This window comes from Luteimonas sp. A537 (genome assembly GCF_054052065.1).
Genome location: NZ_JBSVRH010000003.1, coordinates 657192 through 675768 on the forward strand (window position 1 = coordinate 657192; position 18577 = coordinate 675768).

Here is an 18577-nt window from a genome sequence, read left to right on the forward strand (position 1 = left end):
CTGTGCGAATGATCTCTTTCCGCAACTTCGCCCTCCGCCGCGGCGAACGCCTGCTCCTGTCCGATGTCGACCTGTCCCTGCACGCCGGCTGGCGGGTGGGCGTGGTCGGCCGCAACGGCACCGGCAAGTCCTCGCTGTTCGCCGCCGTGCGCGGCGAGGTCGAGGCCGACCGCGGCGACCTCGACCTGCCCTCGCGCCTGCGCATCGCCTCGATCGCGCAGGAAATGCCCTCGCTGCCGGATTCGGCGATCGACTTCGTGCTGGCCGGGGACGAAGCCGTCCACGCCGCGCTGCAGGCCGAGGCCAACGCCTTCGCCGCCGAGGACTGGGAGGCCGTGGCCGAGGCCCACCAGAAGCTGGAAGAGGTGGGCGGCTACGACGGCGCCGCGCGCGCCGGCAAGCTGCTGCACGGCCTGGGCTTCCCGGGCGAGGCGCAGCAGCGCCCGGTGTCGAGCTTCTCCGGCGGCTGGCGGGTGCGCCTGAACCTGGCGCGCGCGCTGATGACCCCGTCCGACGTGCTGCTGCTCGACGAGCCCACCAACCACCTCGACCTCGACGCCGTGCTGTGGCTCGAACAGTGGCTGATGAAGTACCAGGGCACCCTGCTGCTGATCTCGCACGACCGCGAGTTCCTCGACAACGTCAACACCCACACCCTGCACCTGCACGGCGGCAAGGCGAAGCTGTACATCGGCAACTACACCGCCTTCGAGCGCCAGCGCTCCGAGCAGCTGCGCCTGCAGCAGATCACCCACGAGAAGACCCAGGCCGAGCGCGCCCACCTGCAGAGCTTCATCGACCGCTTCAGCGCCAGCGCCGCCAAGGCCAAGCAGGCCCAGTCGCGGGTCAAGCGCCTGGCGAAGATGGCCGATACCGAAGCGGTGCGCGCGGAGCGCGACGTGCGGATCGATTTCCCCGCGCCGGCGAGGCTGCCGCATGCCCTGCTGCGCTTGAACCACGCCGACTGCGGCTATCCCGGCGCGGCTCCCCCGGGAGCGACTCCCACGGTGATCCTCCGTGACGCCAACTTCGGTCTGGAGGCCGGCGACCGCATCGGACTGCTTGGGCCCAATGGCGCGGGCAAGTCGACGCTGGTGAAATCGCTGGTCGGCGAGCTTCCGCTGCTCACCGGCGAGCGCTATGCCCACCCCGACCTGCGCATCGGCTACTTCGCCCAGCACACGGTCGAAGCGCTGGTGGCCGGCACCTCGCCGATCGATCACCTGCGCGAGCTCTCGCCGAATGCCTCGACCCAGGACTTCCGTAATTTCATGGGCAAGTGGAGCTTCCCCGGCGACCGCGCCTTCGAATCCATCGACGGTTTCAGCGGCGGCGAACGCGCGCGCCTGGCGCTGGCGCTGATCGCCTGGCGCCAGCCCAACGTGCTGCTGCTCGACGAACCCACCAACCATCTCGACCTTGAAATGCGCGAGGCCCTGGCCGAGGCACTGTCCGATTTCCCGGGTGCGATCGTGCTGGTCTCGCATGACCGCCACTTGATCGGCCTGGTCGCCGATACCTACTGGCGCGTGTCCGAGGGCGTGGTGCGTCCGTTCGATGGCGACCTTGACGACTACGCCGCATGGCTGCGCTCGCGGCCCCAGGATGCGAAGGCGGCGACGGCCGCGCCCGAAGCGCTTGGCGCCAATGCCGCGGCCGCCCCGGTCGCGGCACCGGTTCCAGCGCCCGCGCCGGCGCCATCCAGGCCGGCAAGGAAAACCAACCCGCACCGGTTGGCACGCGCCGAGCAGCGGGTGGCGGAGCTGGAGGCCGCGCGCGCTGCGATCGAGGCCGAGCTTGCCGACCCGGCGCTGTACTCCGCCGGGAGCAACCGTGCCCAGGACCTGGCGCGGCGCCAGGCCGACCTGGTGGCCGAGCTGGCGCAGGCGGAAGAGGTGGTGCTTGAGCTCTACGCCCAGGATGAAGGGGCCGCCTGAGGGCCGGGCCTATAGTCGGTTGACCCGGGTCAACGCGGCACGCTGCCCGCGGGTCCAGGCCGGGTCGACAACACGGAGGGTAGTGCCATGTACAAGCAGATCCTGATCCCGACCGACGGGTCCGAACTGTCCCTGTCCGCCATCGACCAGGGCCTTGCCTTTGCACGCGAAGTCGGGGCGTCGGTGACCTTCTTCACCGTGACCACGCCGCTCCGCATCTATGGCGTGACCGGCGAACAGCTGGCCGGTGGCTACGAGGCCTACGGCACGATCGCCCGCGAGGAAGGCGCGCGTCGCCTGGCGCAGGCCGAGGAGCGCGCGAAGGCGCTGGGCGTGCCCTGCCAGGTGCGCATGGTCGAAAGCGAGCATGCCTGGGAGGCGATCATCGAGGCCGCCAACGAGGCCGGCTGCGACCTGATCGCGATGGCCTCGCACGGCCGCCGCGGACTCGGCGGATTGCTGCTGGGCAGCGAGACGCTGAAGGTGCTGACGCACTCGGCGATCCCGGTGCTGGTCTATCGGCAACCGAGAGCGGGCTAGCGGTTTGCGCCGCCGCGTGGGCGGCGGTTAGGGTGTCCGGATGACTATCATCCGACTCTCCGCGCTTTCCGCCGCGCTCGTGGCCCTTGCCGCCTGCGCTCCTTCCGCCGACCAGGCGCCTGCGGCCGATCTTGCCACCGCCGACGCCGCACCCGCCGAGGCGCTCGACGCCCCGGTGCCCGACGCCGCCCCCGCCGACGCCTTCCTTGCCGCGCTCGCCACCCACTGCGGCCAGGCCTTCGCCGGGCGCATCGTCGCCAACGAGCCTGCTTCGCCCGAACCCGACGCTTTCGAAGGCAAGGATCTGGTGATGCACGTGCGCGGCTGCGACGACCCGACCCGCGGGCTGCGCGTGCCCTTCCACGTTGGCGACGACCATTCCCGCACCTGGGTGCTGACCCGCACCGACGACGGCCTGCGCCTGAAGCACGACCACCGCCACGAGGACGGCAGCCCCGACGAGCAGACCATGTACGGCGGCGAGACCGCGACCGCGGGCACCGCCGTGCGCCAGGAATTCCCGGTGGACGCGGAATCGATCGAGCTCTTCGGCCGTACCGGCGCCGACGTCTCCACCACCAATACCTGGGCGATGGAGATCGAGCCCGGCAGCCGCTTCCTTTATGAGCTGGCGCGTCCGGGTGGCCGCATGTTCCAGGTCGAGTTCGACCTGACGACGCCGGTGGCCGAGCCGCCGGCCCCCTGGGGCTCTGCCGACTGACCTCGAAAACTCCGGCGGACGCCACGCGCCACGCGCGTGGCGTTCACGGGCGTGCCAAGGCACTCGCCTACAATCAGCGTCATCAGCGGTTTGGTGGATGGTGCTTTTGAATTCGATCGTCAGTGTCGTGCCCGTACCGCGCACGTGTTCCCTTCATGCCATGCTTGCGTCCCGCCGCCGTCCACCGTCGTTGCTGAAGCGGCTGGCTCCCGCCCTGTTGGCGCTGTTCGCGATGCTGGCGTCCTTGGACGTGGCGGCGCAGGAATGGCGCTACCGTGTCCGCCCCGGCGACAACGTATGGGACCTGGCGCGTGCACACATGCGCCCCGCCGTGCCGTGGCAGCAGCTGCAGGCCTTAAACGGGGTGGACGACCCCTATCGCCTGGAACCGGGCTCGGTCATGCGCTTCCCGCTGGCGTGGCTGCGCGTGCAGCCGGCCAAGGCGCGGGTGGTGGCCGTGTCGGGATCGATTTCGGTATATGCGGACGAGGCATCCGGCGTTGCCGTGCCGGCCACCGTGGACCAGATGCTGGGCGCGGGCACGATGTTGCGCACCGCGTCCAACGCGAGCCTCACGCTGGAGTTCGCGGATGGTTCGCGCCTGCAACTGCTGGCTGACAGCGAACTGCACCTCGACCGCCTGAGCGCGTGGGGGCGCACCGGCATGGTCGACACGCGCTTGCGTCTGCCGCGTGGTAGGACCAGCCACGATGTCAAGCCGGGGCGTGGTCCGGGATCGCACTTTTCCGTGGAATCGCCCGGGCTGATGACCAGCGTGCGCGGCACGGGTTTCCGGGTGGCGAGCGACGGTGAAGCCAGCCGGTCCGAAGTCTATCGCGGGCGCGTGGATGTCGAGGGTGGCGGCCGTCGGGTGCAGGTGGGCGCGGGGCTCGGTACGCATGGCGATGCGGGGCAGGGCCCGATCACGCCCGTCCCGCTGCTGCCCGCGCCGGACCTGGTGCGGCTGCCCGATACCGTGCAGTGGATCCCGGCGGAGCTTGCGTGGGCCCCGCTGCCCGGTGCACGCGGCTACCGGCTGCAGGCCAGTTCGCACGACGATTTCCGCACCTTGCTGCAGGACGTGAGGGTCGATGCTGCCGCCGCGCGTTTGGACGTGCAGGCGGCAGGCACCGTGCATGTGCGCGTGCGTGGCATCGACGAGCGCGGACTCGAAGGCTTGGATGCGGTGCGCGTGCTCCAGATCGCAGCCCAGCCCGGCCCGCCGTTCACGGTGAGTCCGGGCGTCGACAGCGAGGTCGCGGGCCCGCGACCGCGGCTACGCTGGACGGCATCCGAGGGGGCCGCGAGCTATCGCGTACAGGTGGCGCGCACCGCGGACTTCAGCGATCTGCTGGTCGATCGTGAGGAGGTGACCGCCGTGGAGCTGCGCACGCCGGTTGAACTCGAGCCGGATACGTATTACTGGCGGATCGGAGCCGTGGACGCGACCGGCCGTCGCGGTCCGTTTGGGGACCCGGTGCCGTTCGCCGTGCGCGCGGCCGACGCCCCGCCCATGCCGACGGCCGATCGCGACGGAAAGATCCTGCAGGTCGGCTGGCAGAGTGCGGGCGAGGGGCAACGTTATCGCTTCCAGCTGTCGCGCAAGGCCGACTTCAGCACGCTCGCGGAGGAGCACCTCGTCGATGAAAACCTCATCGCGCTGCCGGATATCGGCACCGGGACGTGGCACATGCGCGTGCAGGTCGTGGAGAGCGACGGCTATGCCCACCCGGTGGGTCCGACCCAGGCGCTCAAGGTGGGCTGCGGCGCGTGCCGCGTGTTGCTGGGTATCGCCGCCGCCGTGTTGATCGTGCTCTAGCATGCGCAGCTGGTCGCTGCAGGGCGTGTACATGCGGATCCTGGCCGGCGCTGCCGGGGCCGCGGCGGTGGCCGTGCTGACTCTCACGTCGATGACCTGGCGCGTGGATGCGTGGGTCTACGATCGACTGCAGGCCGCGTTCGCGCCGGCCGCGGATGATCGCATCCTGCTGGTGACCGTGGATGACAGGAGCCTGTCCGCGCTCGGCCGGTGGCCGTGGCCGCGCGGCGTGCATGCGGCGCTGCTCGACCGGCTGGAGCCGGCAGGCGTGCGCGGCATTGCCCTGGACCTGATGTTCGCCGAGGCCAACGCCAGCGATCCGTCGGGTGATGCGGCGCTGGCGCGCGCCATCCGTCGCAACGGCAAGGTGGTCCTGCCGGTGATGGCCGAGCCCTCCGGGCCCGAGGGTCCGCTGATCGAACAGATGCCGCTGGCCCCGCTGATCGACGCGGCCGCGGCGCTGGGGCATGTCGAGGTGGCGGCCGGAAGCGATGGCGTGGTGCGCGAAGCGGCCCTGTACGCGGGACTGGGTTCCGCGCACTGGCCGGCCCTGGCCCTTGCGCTGCACGAGCTGCATGCCGGCGTGACGCCGCGTGCGGAGTTGCCCGGGTTGCGCCCCGGCGCGGATGCGCCTGCGCCGTCGCCCTACCAGTGGAGTCGCGACCACCGCGTCATGATCCCGTTCGTGTCGACGCGCGGCTTCCAGGAGGTGTCGTACATCGACGTGCTGCGCGGCGAGGTCCTGCCAGCGCTGCTGCATGATCGCTGGGTGCTGGTGGGCGTCTCGGCAACCGGTATCGCCCGCGACGTGCTGGTGCCCGGCGTCGGGGTCGGTGAGCGCATCTCCGGCCTGGAATACCACGCCAACGCCCTCAACATGCTCGAACAGGGCGCGGCCGTGACCGCGCTGCAGCGACCATGGCAACTGCTGCTGGGCGTCGGGGTGCTGCTGCTGCCGCTGCTGCTCTACCGCGAGCGTGCACGCGTGCGGCGCGGGTGGGTGGTGATGCTGCTGGCGATCTTGGCGACGTTCGCGGCCAGCGCCACACTGTTGAAGTTCGGGCAAGCATGGTTCGCGCCTGCGCCGACGGTCGCGGTGTTGCTTGCCGGCTACCTGGCGCTCGTGGTCCACCAGTTCCTCCGTTCGCAGCGCCTTGCCAGTTCCGACGGCCTGACCCGGCTGGCCAACCGGCACATGTTCGATGCCACCCTGGAACGCGAACTTCGCGCGGCGCGGCGTGCGGGCCGGCCCCTGTCGCTGCTGCTGGTCGACGTCGACCACTTCAAGACCTTCAACGACTCCTACGGCCACCAGGCCGGGGACCAGGTGATGCGTCGTGTCTCGGGGGTGCTGGACGGCTGGGCGCGGCGACCGCGTGACATGGCGGCGCGGTATGGCGGCGACGAACTCGCGCTGGTGCTGCCCGAGAGTACGGCGGCGTCGGCGCTTGGCATCGCCAACAGCATCGTCGCAGACGTGCGCCGCCTGAAGGTGCCGCACGGCAAGTCGCCCACCGCCGCCATCGTGTCCGTCAGCATCGGCATTGCAACGTTCGACCCGGCGCTGCACTTGCAGGATATCGACCTGGTGGAGCGCGCCGACGCCGCGCTGTACACCGCCAAGCGCGAAGGGCGCGATCGCGCGTTCTGCGTGGAGGCGACGCCGGCAGTGGCTCCGCCGGGGGAGCCCGCGAGGCCCGCGGCTTGAATTCCGCGTCCGCGGCCCCAGATTGCGCGATCTCCATATCAACGAATCGACACCATCGCTATGCCGATCTATGCGTTCCGCTGTGCCCTGTGCGGGCATGATTTCGATCGTCTGCAGAAGCTTTCGGACGCGGATCCGGACACCTGCCCGGCGTGCGGTGCCAGCGGGGGAGTCGGTCGCCAGCTGACCGCGCCTGCATTCCGCCTGGCCGGCAGCGGCTGGTACGAGACCGACTTCAAGAAGGACGGCGACAAGAAGCGCAACCTCGCCGAAGGTGGCGAAGGCGCTGGCAAGGCGGAAAGCGGGACCGCCGCCGGTGATGCGCCGGCGAAGACGAACAGTCCCGCTGCGCCAGCTGCGCCTCCCGCGGCGAAGCCGGCTGCGGCCAAGCCCGACGCTGGGTGAGTCGGCGGCGGCCGCGGCTTCGGCGGCTGTCGCAAGCTTCGCCCCCATCTGCGCTTCGGGCATCTTCCCCCGCAAGCGGGGGAAGAGTCGCATGGGCCTGGGTCCCTGATTCCCGCGTTGCCGCGGAGGGGGATCAGGGGGCTTCCGCCTCATCGATCTCCGTTGCGTCCACTTCCGGCAGCAGTTCGATCGCGGACGGCGTGGTGCGCAGCATCAGGTGGAACACCGATGGCGTGTCGTTGTCGCGCGGGTAGAACAGGCGGCGACCGCCGGCGACCAGGGCGGCGAGGAACAGCGTCGCGGCGAAGAACGCGGGTAGCGCCTCGGGACCGTAGCGGGTCATCGCCACGCCGGCCAAGGCCGGGCCGAACGCCGAGCCGACGCCGTTGAGCAGCAGCAGGCTGCTTCCCGCCGCCAGGGTCCTTTCCGGCGGCAGGTGGTCGAGCAGGTGGGCCATGCAGATCGGGTAGATGGCGAACGCCAGGCCACCGAAGCAGAACCAGAGTGCGTACAGCGGCAGACCGGACTGGCCCGCGGGCAGCATCATGACCAGGCCGATGGCCGCGGCCAGCACGCAGACCACGACCAGCGCGGTGCGGCGGTCGCTGCCGTCGGACAGGCGGCCGATGGGCCACTGCAGCGCCGCGCCGCCGAGGATGGTCGCGCTCACCAGCAGCGCCACGCCGCTCAGGCCCAGTCCGAGCCGGCTCGCGAACACCGCGCCCAGTCCCCAGAAGCTGCCCACCGCCATGCCCGCCAGCAGCGCGCCCAAGGCGCCGGCCGGGGCCACGCGGAACAGCTGTTTCAGCGCGAGCCGGGGCATCGGCGGCAGTTCGGGCTGCACCATCCGGCTGGCGGTGACCGGCAGCGACGCCAGGCAGATGAGGATGGCGACCAGGTTGAACAGCACGAAGCCCGCCGCCGACCACAGCCCGATCAGCCACTGGCCCGCCGCCAGTGCGAGCAGGCTCACCGCCATGTAGATCGCGAACACCTGGCTGCGCTGCTCGGGCGGCGCCTGCACGTTGAGCCAGCTCTCGATCACCGTGTACAGGCCGACCAGCGCGATGCCGGTCCCCAGCCGCAGCAGCGCCCAGGCCCAGGGCGACACCAGGATCGGGTGCAGGAGCACGGTGGCCGCGCACAGGGCGGAATAGAAGGCGAACGCGCGGATGTGGCCGATCCGCTGGATCAGGCCGGGCGCGGCATAGGTGCCCAGGAAGAAGCCGGCGAAGTAGGCCGACATCACCAGTCCCAGCACCTGGTCGTCGTAGCCCTCGATCCGCCCGCGCACGGCCAACAGCGTGCTCAGCAGCCCGGCGCCCATCAGCAGCAGCGCCGCGCCCGCGAGCAGGGCGGCCAATGGGCGGACGGTTGCGATCATGTCGGAGCGGATCGCAGGGGCGGGGGCGGGGGTAGCGGCAGGGGGGCGCGAGGTGTCGATTGCGGGAAGCGTGGGGCAACAGCGGGCCCCCAAGCTTAGTCGCTCCGGCGTGACTCCTGCTTTTGTGGGAGCCGCTATAGCGGCGAAGGGTTCTCCGCAGCCAATCGCGGCCATGGCCGCTCCCACAGTCAACAGGCCGCTCCCACAGTTAAACTAGGCGGCTCCGCCTGTCAGGCGGCCCGTTTCCCGCGTCCGGAGTCCACATGCGCACCCATTTCTGCGGCCTGATCGACGAGTCGATGGTCGGCCAGACCGTCACCCTCTGCGGCTGGGCCGACGTCGCCCGCGATCTCGGCGGCCTGTGCTTCATCGACCTGCGCGACCACGAGGGCATCGTCCAGGTCGTGGCCGAACCGTCGGACGCCGAAGGCAACGCCGGCGTGGTCGCGACCGGGGCGAAAGTCGGCTACGAGGACTGCCTGCGCGTGACCGGCACCGTGCGCCGCCGCCAGTCGGTGAACCCGAAGATCCCCACCGGCCAGGTGGAAGTGGTGGCGACCGCGATCGAGGTGCTGAACAAGGCCGAGCCGCTGCCCTTCCACGCCCACGAGAACCCGGGCGAGGACATCCGCCTCAAGCATCGCTATCTGGACCTGCGTACGCCGGAGATGCAGCGCCGCATGCGCACGCGCACGAAGCTCGTGGCCGCGCTGCGCCGCTGGCTGGACGCGCGCGACTTCCAGGACATCGAGACGCCGATCCTGACGCGCGCGACGCCCGAGGGCGCACGCGACTTCCTGGTGCCGGCGCGCATGCACGCCGGTGAGTTCTACGCGCTGCCGCAGAGCCCGCAGCTGTTCAAGCAGATCCTGATGGTGGCCGGCTTCGACCGCTACTACCAGGTCGCGCGCTGCTTCCGCGACGAGGCCCTGCGCGCCGACCGCCAGCTGGAATTCACCCAGCTCGACATCGAGTTCGCCTGGGTGGACGAAGCCGCGGTGCAGGGCACGGTCGAGCAGATGATGCAGGACGTGTTCCGCGAGGTGATGGACGTCGAGCTGGGCGCGTTCCCGCGCATGACCTGGCACGAGGCCATGCGCCGCTACGGCTCCGACAAGCCGGACCTGCGCATCGCGCTGGAGCTGGTGGATGTCGACGAGCTGGTGAAGGATTCGCAGTTCAAGGTGTTCACCGACGTTGCCGGCGTCGACGGCATGCGTGTGTGCGCGCTGCGCATCCCGGGTGGCGCGTCGCTCTCGCGCAAGCAGATCGACGAGTACGCCGCGCACGCCGCGAAGTACGGCGCCAAGGGCCTGGCCTACGCCAAGCTGGGCGAGGACGGTGCGGTGAATTCGCCGGTGGCCAAGTTCTTCGACGAGGCCGCGTTCGCGGCGCTGCTCGCGCAGGTGGGCGCCGGCAAGGGCGACATCGTGTTCTTCGGCGCCGGCGCGTACAACACCGTCAGCGACTTCCTGGGCGCGGTGCGGCTGAAGGCCGGCAAGGACTTCGGCCTGGTCGAGGACGGCTGGAAGCCGCTGTGGGTCACGGACTTCCCGATGTTCGAGTGGGACGACGAGGCGCAGCGCTATGTGGCCCTGCACCATCCCTTCACCGCACCGGCAGTGGACGACGTCGACGACCTGCGCGCCAATGCCCGCACCGCCACCAGCCGCGGCTACGACATGGTGCTCAACGGCAACGAGATCGGCGGCGGATCGATCCGCATCCATCGGCCGCAGATGCAGTCGGCGGTGTTCGAGCTGCTGGGTATCGGCGCGGAGGAGGCGGAGGCCAAGTTCGGCTTCCTGCTCGACGCGCTGAAGTACGGCGCGCCGCCGCACGGCGGCATCGCCTTCGGCATCGACCGCATCGCCGCGCTGATGGCGGGCACCGAGTCGATCCGCGACGTCATCGCCTTCCCGAAGACCACCGGCGCCCAGTGCCCCATGACCGGTGCCCCGTCACCGATCGACGACGCGCAGCTGCGCGAAGTGCACATCTCCGTCCGCCCGTAGGAGCAGCTACAGCTGCGGCCCACCCCACTCGTAGGAGCAGCCATAACTGCGACCCACCATCCAGGCGGTTGCAAGTACAGGTGCAGGTAAAGAACACGACATGGCCCCGACCATCCGCCGAGCCACCCCCGAAGACGCCGCGACGCTGTCCAGCCTGGCTGCCCGCAGCTTCACCGAAACCTTCGGTCATCTCTATCCGCCCGAAGACCTGCAGGCCTTCATCGACGAGGCCTATGCGGTCGGCCGCCAGCGCGTGATCCTCTCGCACCCCGACTACGCGGTCTGGCTGCTGGAGGACGAAGGCGAAGCCGTCGGCCACGCCGCCGCCGGGCCCTGCGGCCTGCCGCACCCCGATGTCGCTCCCGGCGATGGCGAACTCAAGCGCCTGTACCTGATGGCCACGCACCAGAACGGCGGCTGGGGCGCGCGCATGTTCGACACCGCCATGGACTGGCTGCAACGCAACGGACCGTGCGCGCTGTGGATCGGCGTATGGTCGGAAAACTTCGGTGCCCAGCGCTTCTACGCGCGCCGCGGTTTCGAAGCCGTGGGCGAATACCTGTTTCCCGTTGGCCGCGTCCTGGACCGCGAGTTCATCCTGCGCCGTATCGCGCCGGGGTCTTTCGCGGCGGTCCCCTCGGATACGCCGGCTCCTTCCGGCACCCCGGCGCCGGATTCCCCGGCCGCCCGTGGGAGCGGCCACGGCCGCGACGGCCGCTCCGATGGCTCCTGAACCAGCCGCGGCCGAACCCGCGGGAGCACCGGCCGTCCGCCACGTCCTCCTGCTCCACGGCCTGTGGATGCCGCCCCTGGTCATGCGGCGCTTCGCCTCGCGCCTGCGCGCCGCCGGCTGCACGACCGCGATCCTCGGCTACCGCAGCATCGTCGGCAGCACCGATGCCGCCGTCGCGACCGTGCGCGACCGCCTCCGCGACGGGCCACCGACCCACATCGTGGCCCACAGCCTCGGCGGCCTGATGGCGCTCGAAGCAGTGCGCGCGGAGCCATCGCTGCCGGTAGCGCGGGTGGTCTGCCTGGCCACGCCGCTGTGCGGCAGCGGCGCGGCCAGGCGCCTCTCGCGCCAGGCCCTGACCGCGCTCTACCTCGGTCGCAGCGCGGCCCTCCTGCGCCGCGGCTGCACGACGCTGCCCGACGGCGTTGAGGTGGGCATGATCGCCGGCGACCGACCACGCGGCCTCGGCGCCCTGGTCGCGCGCTTCGAAGGCGCCCACGACGGCACCGTGGCAATGGACGAAACCCGTGTCCCCGGACTCGCAGACCACGTCGTTGTCGCCGCCTCGCACAGTGGCCTGCTGTTTTCTGCCGAAGCTGCGCGGCAGGCGGTTGGCTTTCTCAGGAATGGGCGGTTCCCTGGCTGACGTGTGGGTTTGGCGGGGGCAGAGGGTGGGCGGGCATTCCGCCGGCGTCGCGGTGGAGCTGCTCCTTATTGCCGGCGGAATGCCCGCCCACCCTCCGCTGCAATCAGCGCGGTGGGATGTGGGAAGGGCAGGAGCGTCGCGCCTTTGATTTTCCGGCGGGCTGCGGGAAGGCGCTGCAAGGCGGGTTGGGGGGTGCGTAGTGGGCATAAAGGCCCGCGCAGCGGGACAGCCCACGGAGTACCCACCGACCTGCCGTACCGCGCGGCTTCGGCGAGAGGTCGCGACCCGCCGTACCGCGCGCCTTCGGCGAGTCGGGAAAGGGGTAAAATCGGGCGTTGCAGTCACTTCCAGGATGGGTAATACGCATGGGCAGGGGTCCCTCCATCGAAACCCGCAAGAACGCCGAGGATGCGCGTCGCGGGAAGGCCTTCACCAAACTGATCCGTGAGATCTCCGTCGCCGCGCGCGCCGGCGGTGGAGACCCCGGGGGAAACCCGCGCCTGCGCAGCGGCATCGACAAGGCGCTTGCCGCCAACATGACCAAGGAAGTCATCGAACGTGCCGTCAAGAAGGCCACCGGTGAGCTCGAAGGCGTCGACTACGAAGAGATCCGCTACGAAGGCTATGCCCCCGGCGGCGTCGCCGTGATCGTCGACTGCCTCACCGACAACAAGGTCCGCACCGTCGCCGACGTGCGCCACGCCTTCGGCAAGTTCGGCGGCAACCTCGGCACCGACGGCTCGGTGGCCTTCATGTTCCGCAAGCAGGGCATCCTCCGCTATGGCGCGGGCGCGGACGAGGACGCCGTTACCAACGCGGCCATCGAGGCCGGCGCCGACGACGTCGTGGTCTACCCCGACGACGGCGCCATCGACGTGCTCACCAGTCCCGAGGATTTCAGCGCCGTGCGCGACGCCATGGCCGCCGCCGGGGTCGCGGCGGAGCATGCCGAGGTCACGATGCGCGCCGACAACGACGTGGCGGTCGAGGGTGATACCGCGCAGCAGGTGGTCAAGCTGCTGGCGTGGTTGGAAGACATCGACGACGTGCAGGCCGTGTACTCCAACGCCGAGCTCGGCGACGACGCATACGCGTAAGCTGTCGTCCGTGACCAGGATCCTCGGCATCGACCCGGGCTCGCAGCGCACCGGCGTCGGCATCATCGACGTCGACGCCGCCGGCCGCTGCACGCACGTGTTCCACGCGCCGCTGGACCTGCTTGCTCGCGCAGCGGCCGCGCCCGGCGACCTGCCGCTGCGGCTGCGCAGGCTGCTGGACGGGCTGCGCGCCGTGATCGAGGAGCATCGCCCGGACGAAGTGGCGATCGAGCAGGTGTTCGTGTCGAAGAACGCGGACTCGGCGCTCAAGCTCGGCCAGGCGCGCGGCGCGGCGATCTGCGCGGTGGTCATGCACGACCTGCCGGTGAGCGAGTACGGCGCACGCCAGGTGAAGCTGGCCCTGGTCGGCAGCGGTGCCGCCGACAAGACCCAGGTTCAACACATGGTCGGCGCCATGCTGGGCCTCAAGGGGCGACTGCAGGCCGATGCCGCCGATGCCCTGGCCATCGCCATCACCCACGCCCACGTCCGCGCCAGCGCGCAGCGGATGGGCATCGATGCAAAACTGGCCTGGAGTCGCAGATGATCGGTCGTCTCAGGGGGGTGCTCGCGCACAAGTCGCCGCCGTGGCTGGTGCTGGACGTCAATGGCGTCGGCTACGAGCTGGAGGCGCCGATGAGCACGTTCTACGAGCTGCCGGTGCTGGGCAAGGAGGTCTCGCTGTTCACGCACTACGCGCAGAAGGAGGATTCGGTGTCGCTGTACGGCTTCAGCACCGAGTCCGAGCGGCGGCTGTTCCGCGATGTGCAGCGGGTCAGCGGCATCGGCGCGAAAATAGCGCTCGCAATCCTGTCCGGGGCCAGCGTCGAAGAGTTCGCGCGCCTGGTGCAGGCGGGCGACGTGACCGCGCTGACCCGGATCCCGGGCATCGGCAAGAAGACCGCCGAGCGCATCGTGGTGGAACTGCGCGACCGCGCGGAGGCGATCATGGGCGGTGCCACGGCGTTGCCACGCGCCGGCGTGCCCGCCGATCCGCTGTCGGAGGCGACGGTCGCCCTGCAGCAGCTCGGCTACAAGCCGGCCGAAGCCCAGCGCATGGCCCGCGCCGCGCTGGTCGAGGGCGATTCACCCGAAGCCATCATCCGAAAAGCGCTACAGTCCGCGCTTCGCTGAGCCGGCGCTCCACGGAAATCCGATGTCCGAAGGTACAACCAAGCTCGCAGCTGCGTCGCAGGGCAGGCGTGGCGGAGGCCGCGACCACGGCGGCGGCAATGGAGGCGGGTCCGATCCGGGCCACGGCAAGATCGGCCTGACGGGCCTCGTGGTCGGCGCCATCGGCGTGGTCTTCGGCGACATCGGCACCAGCCCGCTGTACACCCTGCGCGAGGCCTTCAACCCGCATTACGGCCTGACCGCCAACCACGACACCGTGCTCGGCATCCTGTCGCTGATCTTCTGGGCGCTGACGGTGGTGGTGACCTTCAAGTACGTCACCATCATCATGCGCGCCGACAACGAGGGCGAGGGCGGGATCATGGCGCTGATGGCGCTGGCCCAGCGCAGCCTGAAGCCGGGTTCGAAATCGGTGTACCTGGTCGGCATTTTCGGGGTGTTCGGCGCCTCGCTGTTCTTCGGCGACGGGGTGATCACGCCGGCAATCTCGGTGCTGTCGGCGGTCGAGGGTCTGCAGGTGGTCGCGCCAGGGCTCGACGACTGGATCGTGCCGATCACCGTGGTGGTGCTGGGGGTGCTGTTCGCCACCCAGCGCTTTGGAACCGAGAAGGTCGGGCGCATATTCGGGCCGATCACCATCCTCTGGTTCGCATCGCTGGCCGCGCTGGGCGTGCTCAACATCCTGCACGAGCCCGAGGTGCTGAAAGCCATCAACCCGTGGTGGGCGGGACGCTTCTTCGTCGAGCACAGCTGGGGCGGGGTGTTCATCCTCGGCGCGGTGGTGCTGGCGGTCACCGGCGGCGAAGCCATCTATACCGACATGGGCCACTTCGGTGCGCGCCCGATCCGCCTGGGCTGGTACTGGTTCGTGCTGCCCTCGCTGATGCTGAACTACCTGGGGCAGGGCGCGCTGGTGCTCGAGGACCCGGCCGCAATCCGCAACCCGTTCTTCATCGGCGTGCCCGAGTGGGGGCGCTGGCCGATGGTGGTGCTCGCCACCGCGGCTACGGTGATCGCGTCCCAGGCGGTGATCACCGGCGGCTTCTCGGTTGCGCGCCAGGCCATGCAACTCGGCTACATCCCGCGCATGCGCATCATGCACACGTCCAGCGAAACCATCGGCCAGATCTATATCCCCGCGATCAACTGGGCGATGGCGGTGATCGTGATCGCGCTGGTGCTGAGTTTCCGCACCTCGTCCTCGCTGGCGGCGGCCTACGGCATCTCGGTGTCGATGACGATGCTGATCGACACCCTGCTGCTGGCGATCGTGGCCCGCGCGCTGTGGCCGAAGGCGCGGCGCTGGGTGCTGCCGTGCTGCGTTGGCTTCGTGCTGATCGACCTGGCCTTCGTGGTCGCCAACGGCGCCAAGGTCCTGCAGGGCGCCTGGTTCCCGCTGGTGCTGGGCATCGTGCTGTTCACGATGCTGCGGACCTGGCGGCGCGGAAAGGAGCTGCTGCGCGAAGGTGTCCAGGCGGGCGGCCTGCGCCTGGACACCTTCATCTCCGGCCTGATGCTGGCGCCGCCGGCGCGGGTGCCTGGCACGGCGATCTTCATGACCAGCGATCCGGGCGTGGTGCCGCACGCCCTCATGCACAACCTCAAGCACAACAAGGTGCTGCACGAGCGCAACCTGTTCCTGACGGCGGAGACGCTGTCGGTGCCTTTCGCGCCGCGCGAACGGCGACTGGAGCTGCACGGCATCGGCGACGACTTCTACCGGGTGACGGTGCGCTTCGGCTTCATGGAGATTCCGGACGTACCGCTGGCGCTGATGCGCGGCTGCGATGTCGAGGGGCTCGACATCGATCCGATGGACACCACGTACTTCGTCAGCCGCGAGACCGTGGTCGCGAGCCGCCACGTGGGCATGCCGGTGTGGCGCGACAAGCTGTTCGCGGTCATGCACCGCAACGCGGCACCGGCCAACACCTACTTCCGCATTCCCGGCAACCGCCTGGTGGAGCTGGGGGCGCAGGTCGAGATCTGAGGGGAGCTGCAACCTGTGGGAGCGGCCTGCATCGCGGCTATAGCCGCTCCCACAAGTGCAGCTCCCTAAGTGAGTTCCCCCAGTGAGCTCCCCAGGTGCAGCTCCCGCGGACCGCTCCACAGATGCCCCGCCGGGGTGCAGCGTGCGAACATGGGCGCATGACTGAAGAGCGCATCATCGCCCCCGACGCCACGCGGGAAGACGCTGCCATCGAGGCCTCGATCAGGCCGCAGCGGCTTGCCGACTACCTCGGCCAGCAGCCGGTGCGCGAGCAGATGTCGATCTATATCGAGGCCGCCAAGCGCCGCGGCGAGGCCATGGACCACGTGCTGATCTTCGGCCCGCCGGGCCTGGGCAAGACCACCCTCAGCCACGTGATCGCCAACGAACTCGGGGTCAGCATGCGGTCGACCTCGGGCCCGGTGATCGAGAAGGCCGGCGACCTGGCCGCGCTCCTGACCAACCTGCAGCCGCACGACGTGCTGTTCATCGACGAGATCCACCGCCTGTCGCCCGTGGTCGAGGAGGTGCTGTACCCGGCGATGGAGGACTTCCAGATCGACATCATGATCGGCGAGGGCCCGGCGGCGCGCTCGATCAAGCTCGACCTGCCGCCGTTCACCCTGATCGGCGCCACCACCCGCGCGGGCCTGCTGACCGCGCCGCTGCGCGACCGCTTCGGCATCGTCCAGCGGCTGGAGTTCTACAGCGCCGCCGAGTTGACCCGGATCGTGCGCCGTTCGGCGCAGATCCTCGGCATCGACTGCGCGCCCGAGGGCGCCGACGAAATCGCGCGGCGTTCGCGCGGCACGCCTCGGATCGCCAACCGCCTGCTGCGCCGGGTGCGCGATTACGCCCAGGTCCGCGCCGCCGGCCACATCGACAAGGAGGTCGCGGATGCGGCGATGGAGATGCTCAAGGTCGATCCCGAGGGCTTCGACAACCTCGACCGCCGGTTGCTCAACCTGATCATCGAGAACTTCGACGGTGGCCCGGTGGGCGTCGAGTCGCTGGCGGCGGCGCTGAGCGAAGAGCGCGGCACGCTCGAGGACGTGATCGAACCCTACCTGATCCAACAGGGTTTCCTGGTGCGCACCGCCCGCGGCCGGATGGCGACCCACAAGGCCTGGCGCCACCTCGGCCTGCAGCCGCCGGGCCCGGGCGCCGAGACCCTGTTTTGAGCGACGCCGCCCGCGATCCCCCTGCCGTGAGTACCGCCGTAATGCCTCTGTTCAGCCTTCCGACCCGCGTCTACTGGGAAGATACCGATGCCGGTGGCGTGGTCTACCACGCGCGGTACGTGGCGTTCCTGGAGCGCGCGCGCAGCGAATGGATGCGCAGCCTGGGCTACGGGCAGCAGGCCATGATCGATGGCCGGGACCTGGTGTTCGCGGTGCGTGACATGGAGCTCGACTTCCGTTGGCCTGCACGCCTGGACGACGCGCTCGAGGTCACCGTGGCGCTGGCGCGGGTGCGCCGGGCCAGCGTGGAGTTCGCACAGGAGGTGCGGCGCGACGGCGAGCGGCTGGCGTCGGCGCGGGTGCGGGTCGCGGCGATCGATGCGCGCAGCTTCCGGCCGCGGGCGCTGCCTGACCAGCTGTACGAACAGTTCAAATCCCTCGAATCCAACGCGGAGCAAGATTGATGAGTGCAACGGCCATCCTGATGCAGGTGAGCAGCGTCGAACCCCTGCCGGAAGACGTGCCGGCGGACAGCGCCGCGCTTGCCGCGGACGCCGCCACCCAGGCCGCAGCCGTGCCGACCACCGGGGGCGAGCTGGACCTGCTGCACCTGATCCTGCACGCGTCGCTGCCGGTGCAGCTGGTCATGCTGGTATTGCTGTTCGCCTCGATCGCCTCGTGGGTGATCATTTTCCGCAAGAAGCGCCTGATCGACCGCGCCGAGAAGGAGGCCGACCGCTTCGAGGAGCGTTTCTGGTCCGGTGCCGACCTCGGCAAGCTCTACAGCGCCGCCAGCGAGCGCAACCGCGAGGTCGAGGGCCTGGAGGCGATCTTCGAAGCCGGCTTCCGCGAGTACAGCCGCAGCGGCCAGCGCCGCGGTGGCGACAGCCGGGCCAAGCTGGAAGGTGCGCAGCGCGGCATGCGCGTGGCCAGCTCGCGCGAGCTCGACGGGCTTGAGCACAACCTGGAGTTCCTTGCCAACGTCGGCTCGATCGCGCCCTACGTCGGCCTGCTGGGCACGGTCTGGGGAATCATGATCGCGTTCCAGGGGCTGGTGAACGTCAAGGAAGCGACCATCGCAAGCGTCGCCCCCGGCATCTCCGAGGCGCTGATCGCGACCGCCATGGGCCTGTTCGCGGCGATCCCGGCGGTCTGGGCCTACAACCGCTTCGCCACCAAGGTCGAGCGCGTCGCCGGCCGCTACGACGCGTTCTCCGAGGAGTTTTCCTCGATCCTGGAGCGCCAGTCCTCGGCCGGCGAGGACTGA

General features: G+C 70.0%; 16 protein-coding genes and 1 pseudogene. 16 read left to right on the top strand and 1 reads right to left on the bottom strand.

Annotated features, from left to right (window positions below; translation table 11 throughout):
* Nucleotides 1–8 precede the first annotated feature (8 nt).
* The 6 genes from ACW7GZ_RS10630 to ACW7GZ_RS10655 all read left to right on the top strand — a co-directional run bounded on the left by ACW7GZ_RS10630 (nt 9) and on the right by ACW7GZ_RS10655 (nt 7130).
* Entirely contained in the window at nt 9–1937 is a 1929-nt protein-coding gene (locus ACW7GZ_RS10630) for an ABC-F family ATP-binding cassette domain-containing protein (protein ID WP_457005166.1), read from the top strand.
* Between the two features lie 87 nt (nt 1938–2024).
* Nucleotides 2025–2477, top strand: coding sequence for a universal stress protein (locus ACW7GZ_RS10635; protein ID WP_457009121.1), 453 nt, complete (start codon nt 2025–2027; stop codon nt 2475–2477).
* A 40-nt stretch (nt 2478–2517) separates the two neighbouring features.
* On the top strand, nt 2518–3198 hold the full coding sequence (locus ACW7GZ_RS10640) for a hypothetical protein (RefSeq protein WP_457005162.1): 681 nt from the start codon (nt 2518–2520) through the stop codon (nt 3196–3198).
* Between the two features lie 106 nt (nt 3199–3304).
* Nucleotides 3305–5017 carry a FecR domain-containing protein gene (locus ACW7GZ_RS10645; protein ID WP_457009123.1) on the top strand — a complete coding sequence of 571 codons (1713 nt, stop codon included), beginning with the start codon at nt 3305–3307 and terminating at the stop codon, nt 5015–5017.
* 1 nt (nt 5018) lies between these two features.
* Nucleotides 5019–6725: a CHASE2 domain-containing protein gene (locus ACW7GZ_RS10650; protein WP_457009125.1), complete on the top strand. Its 1707-nt coding sequence runs from the start codon at nt 5019–5021 to the stop codon at nt 6723–6725.
* A 60-nt stretch (nt 6726–6785) separates the two neighbouring features.
* Entirely contained in the window at nt 6786–7130 is a 345-nt protein-coding gene (locus ACW7GZ_RS10655) for an FmdB family zinc ribbon protein (protein ID WP_457009127.1), read from the top strand.
* A gap of 133 nt (nt 7131–7263) precedes the next feature.
* On the opposite strand, the gene ACW7GZ_RS10660 is transcribed toward ACW7GZ_RS10655, so the two are convergent.
* Nucleotides 7264–8514, bottom strand: coding sequence for an MFS transporter (locus tag ACW7GZ_RS10660; RefSeq protein WP_457009129.1), 1251 nt, complete (start codon nt 8512–8514; stop codon nt 7264–7266).
* 263 nt (nt 8515–8777) lie between these two features.
* On the opposite strand from ACW7GZ_RS10660, the gene aspS reads away from it, so the two are divergent.
* The 10 genes and pseudogenes from aspS (at nt 8778) to tolQ (ending at nt 18577) form a co-directional block, all read left to right on the top strand.
* The gene (aspS, locus tag ACW7GZ_RS10665; protein ID WP_457009131.1) at nt 8778–10529 is read left to right on the top strand and encodes an aspartate--tRNA ligase; all 1752 of its coding nucleotides are present in this window, start codon (nt 8778–8780) and stop codon (nt 10527–10529) included.
* Nucleotides 10530–10629: 100 nt separating this feature from the next.
* Nucleotides 10630–11136: pseudogene (locus ACW7GZ_RS10670) on the top strand (N-acetyltransferase family protein); the annotation flags it as partial.
* Between the two features lie 115 nt (nt 11137–11251).
* Nucleotides 11252–11908, top strand: coding sequence for an esterase/lipase family protein (locus ACW7GZ_RS10675; RefSeq protein ID WP_457009133.1), 657 nt, complete (start codon nt 11252–11254; stop codon nt 11906–11908).
* Between the two features lie 365 nt (nt 11909–12273).
* Nucleotides 12274–13005, top strand: a complete 732-nt coding sequence (locus ACW7GZ_RS10680) for a YebC/PmpR family DNA-binding transcriptional regulator (RefSeq protein ID WP_457005148.1) — start codon at nt 12274–12276, stop codon at nt 13003–13005.
* 10 nt (nt 13006–13015) lie between these two features.
* On the top strand, nt 13016–13552 hold the full coding sequence (ruvC, locus tag ACW7GZ_RS10685) for a crossover junction endodeoxyribonuclease RuvC (RefSeq protein WP_457005146.1): 537 nt from the start codon (nt 13016–13018) through the stop codon (nt 13550–13552).
* On the top strand, nt 13549–14139 hold the full coding sequence (gene ruvA / locus ACW7GZ_RS10690; RefSeq protein WP_457005144.1) for a Holliday junction branch migration protein RuvA: 591 nt from the start codon (nt 13549–13551) through the stop codon (nt 14137–14139). The genes ruvC and ruvA overlap by 4 nt, the downstream gene beginning before the upstream one ends.
* 22 nt (nt 14140–14161) lie before the next feature.
* Nucleotides 14162–16129, top strand: a complete 1968-nt coding sequence (locus tag ACW7GZ_RS10695) for a potassium transporter Kup (protein WP_457009135.1) — start codon at nt 14162–14164, stop codon at nt 16127–16129.
* 158 nt (nt 16130–16287) lie between these two features.
* Nucleotides 16288–17310: a Holliday junction branch migration DNA helicase RuvB gene (ruvB, locus tag ACW7GZ_RS10700; protein WP_457005140.1), complete on the top strand. Its 1023-nt coding sequence runs from the start codon at nt 16288–16290 to the stop codon at nt 17308–17310.
* A 41-nt stretch (nt 17311–17351) separates the two neighbouring features.
* Nucleotides 17352–17774, top strand: coding sequence for a tol-pal system-associated acyl-CoA thioesterase (gene ybgC / locus ACW7GZ_RS10705; RefSeq protein ID WP_457005426.1), 423 nt, complete (start codon nt 17352–17354; stop codon nt 17772–17774).
* Complete coding sequence (gene tolQ, locus ACW7GZ_RS10710) at nt 17771–18577, top strand: protein TolQ (RefSeq protein ID WP_457005138.1); 807 nt, start codon at nt 17771–17773, stop codon at nt 18575–18577. Before ybgC ends, tolQ begins: the two co-directional genes overlap by 4 nt.

Coding starts and splice junctions, on each gene's coding strand:
- ruvB (WP_457005140.1), top strand. CDS start 16,288: ATGACTGAAGAGCGCATCATCGCCCCCGACGCCACGCGGGAAGACGCT.
- ACW7GZ_RS10675 (WP_457009133.1), top strand. CDS start 11,252: ATGGCTCCTGAACCAGCCGCGGCCGAACCCGCGGGAGCACCGGCCGTC.
- ACW7GZ_RS10660 (WP_457009129.1), bottom strand. CDS start 8,514: ATGATCGCAACCGTCCGCCCATTGGCCGCCCTGCTCGCGGGCGCGGCG.
- ACW7GZ_RS10655 (WP_457009127.1), top strand. CDS start 6,786: ATGCCGATCTATGCGTTCCGCTGTGCCCTGTGCGGGCATGATTTCGAT.
- ACW7GZ_RS10635 (WP_457009121.1), top strand. CDS start 2,025: ATGTACAAGCAGATCCTGATCCCGACCGACGGGTCCGAACTGTCCCTG.
- ACW7GZ_RS10695 (WP_457009135.1), top strand. CDS start 14,162: ATGTCCGAAGGTACAACCAAGCTCGCAGCTGCGTCGCAGGGCAGGCGT.
- ACW7GZ_RS10640 (WP_457005162.1), top strand. CDS start 2,518: ATGACTATCATCCGACTCTCCGCGCTTTCCGCCGCGCTCGTGGCCCTT.
- ybgC (WP_457005426.1), top strand. CDS start 17,352: ATGCCTCTGTTCAGCCTTCCGACCCGCGTCTACTGGGAAGATACCGAT.
- aspS (WP_457009131.1), top strand. CDS start 8,778: ATGCGCACCCATTTCTGCGGCCTGATCGACGAGTCGATGGTCGGCCAG.
- ACW7GZ_RS10680 (WP_457005148.1), top strand. CDS start 12,274: ATGGGCAGGGGTCCCTCCATCGAAACCCGCAAGAACGCCGAGGATGCG.
- ruvA (WP_457005144.1), top strand. CDS start 13,549: ATGATCGGTCGTCTCAGGGGGGTGCTCGCGCACAAGTCGCCGCCGTGG.
- ACW7GZ_RS10630 (WP_457005166.1), top strand. CDS start 9: ATGATCTCTTTCCGCAACTTCGCCCTCCGCCGCGGCGAACGCCTGCTC.
- ACW7GZ_RS10650 (WP_457009125.1), top strand. CDS start 5,019: ATGCGCAGCTGGTCGCTGCAGGGCGTGTACATGCGGATCCTGGCCGGC.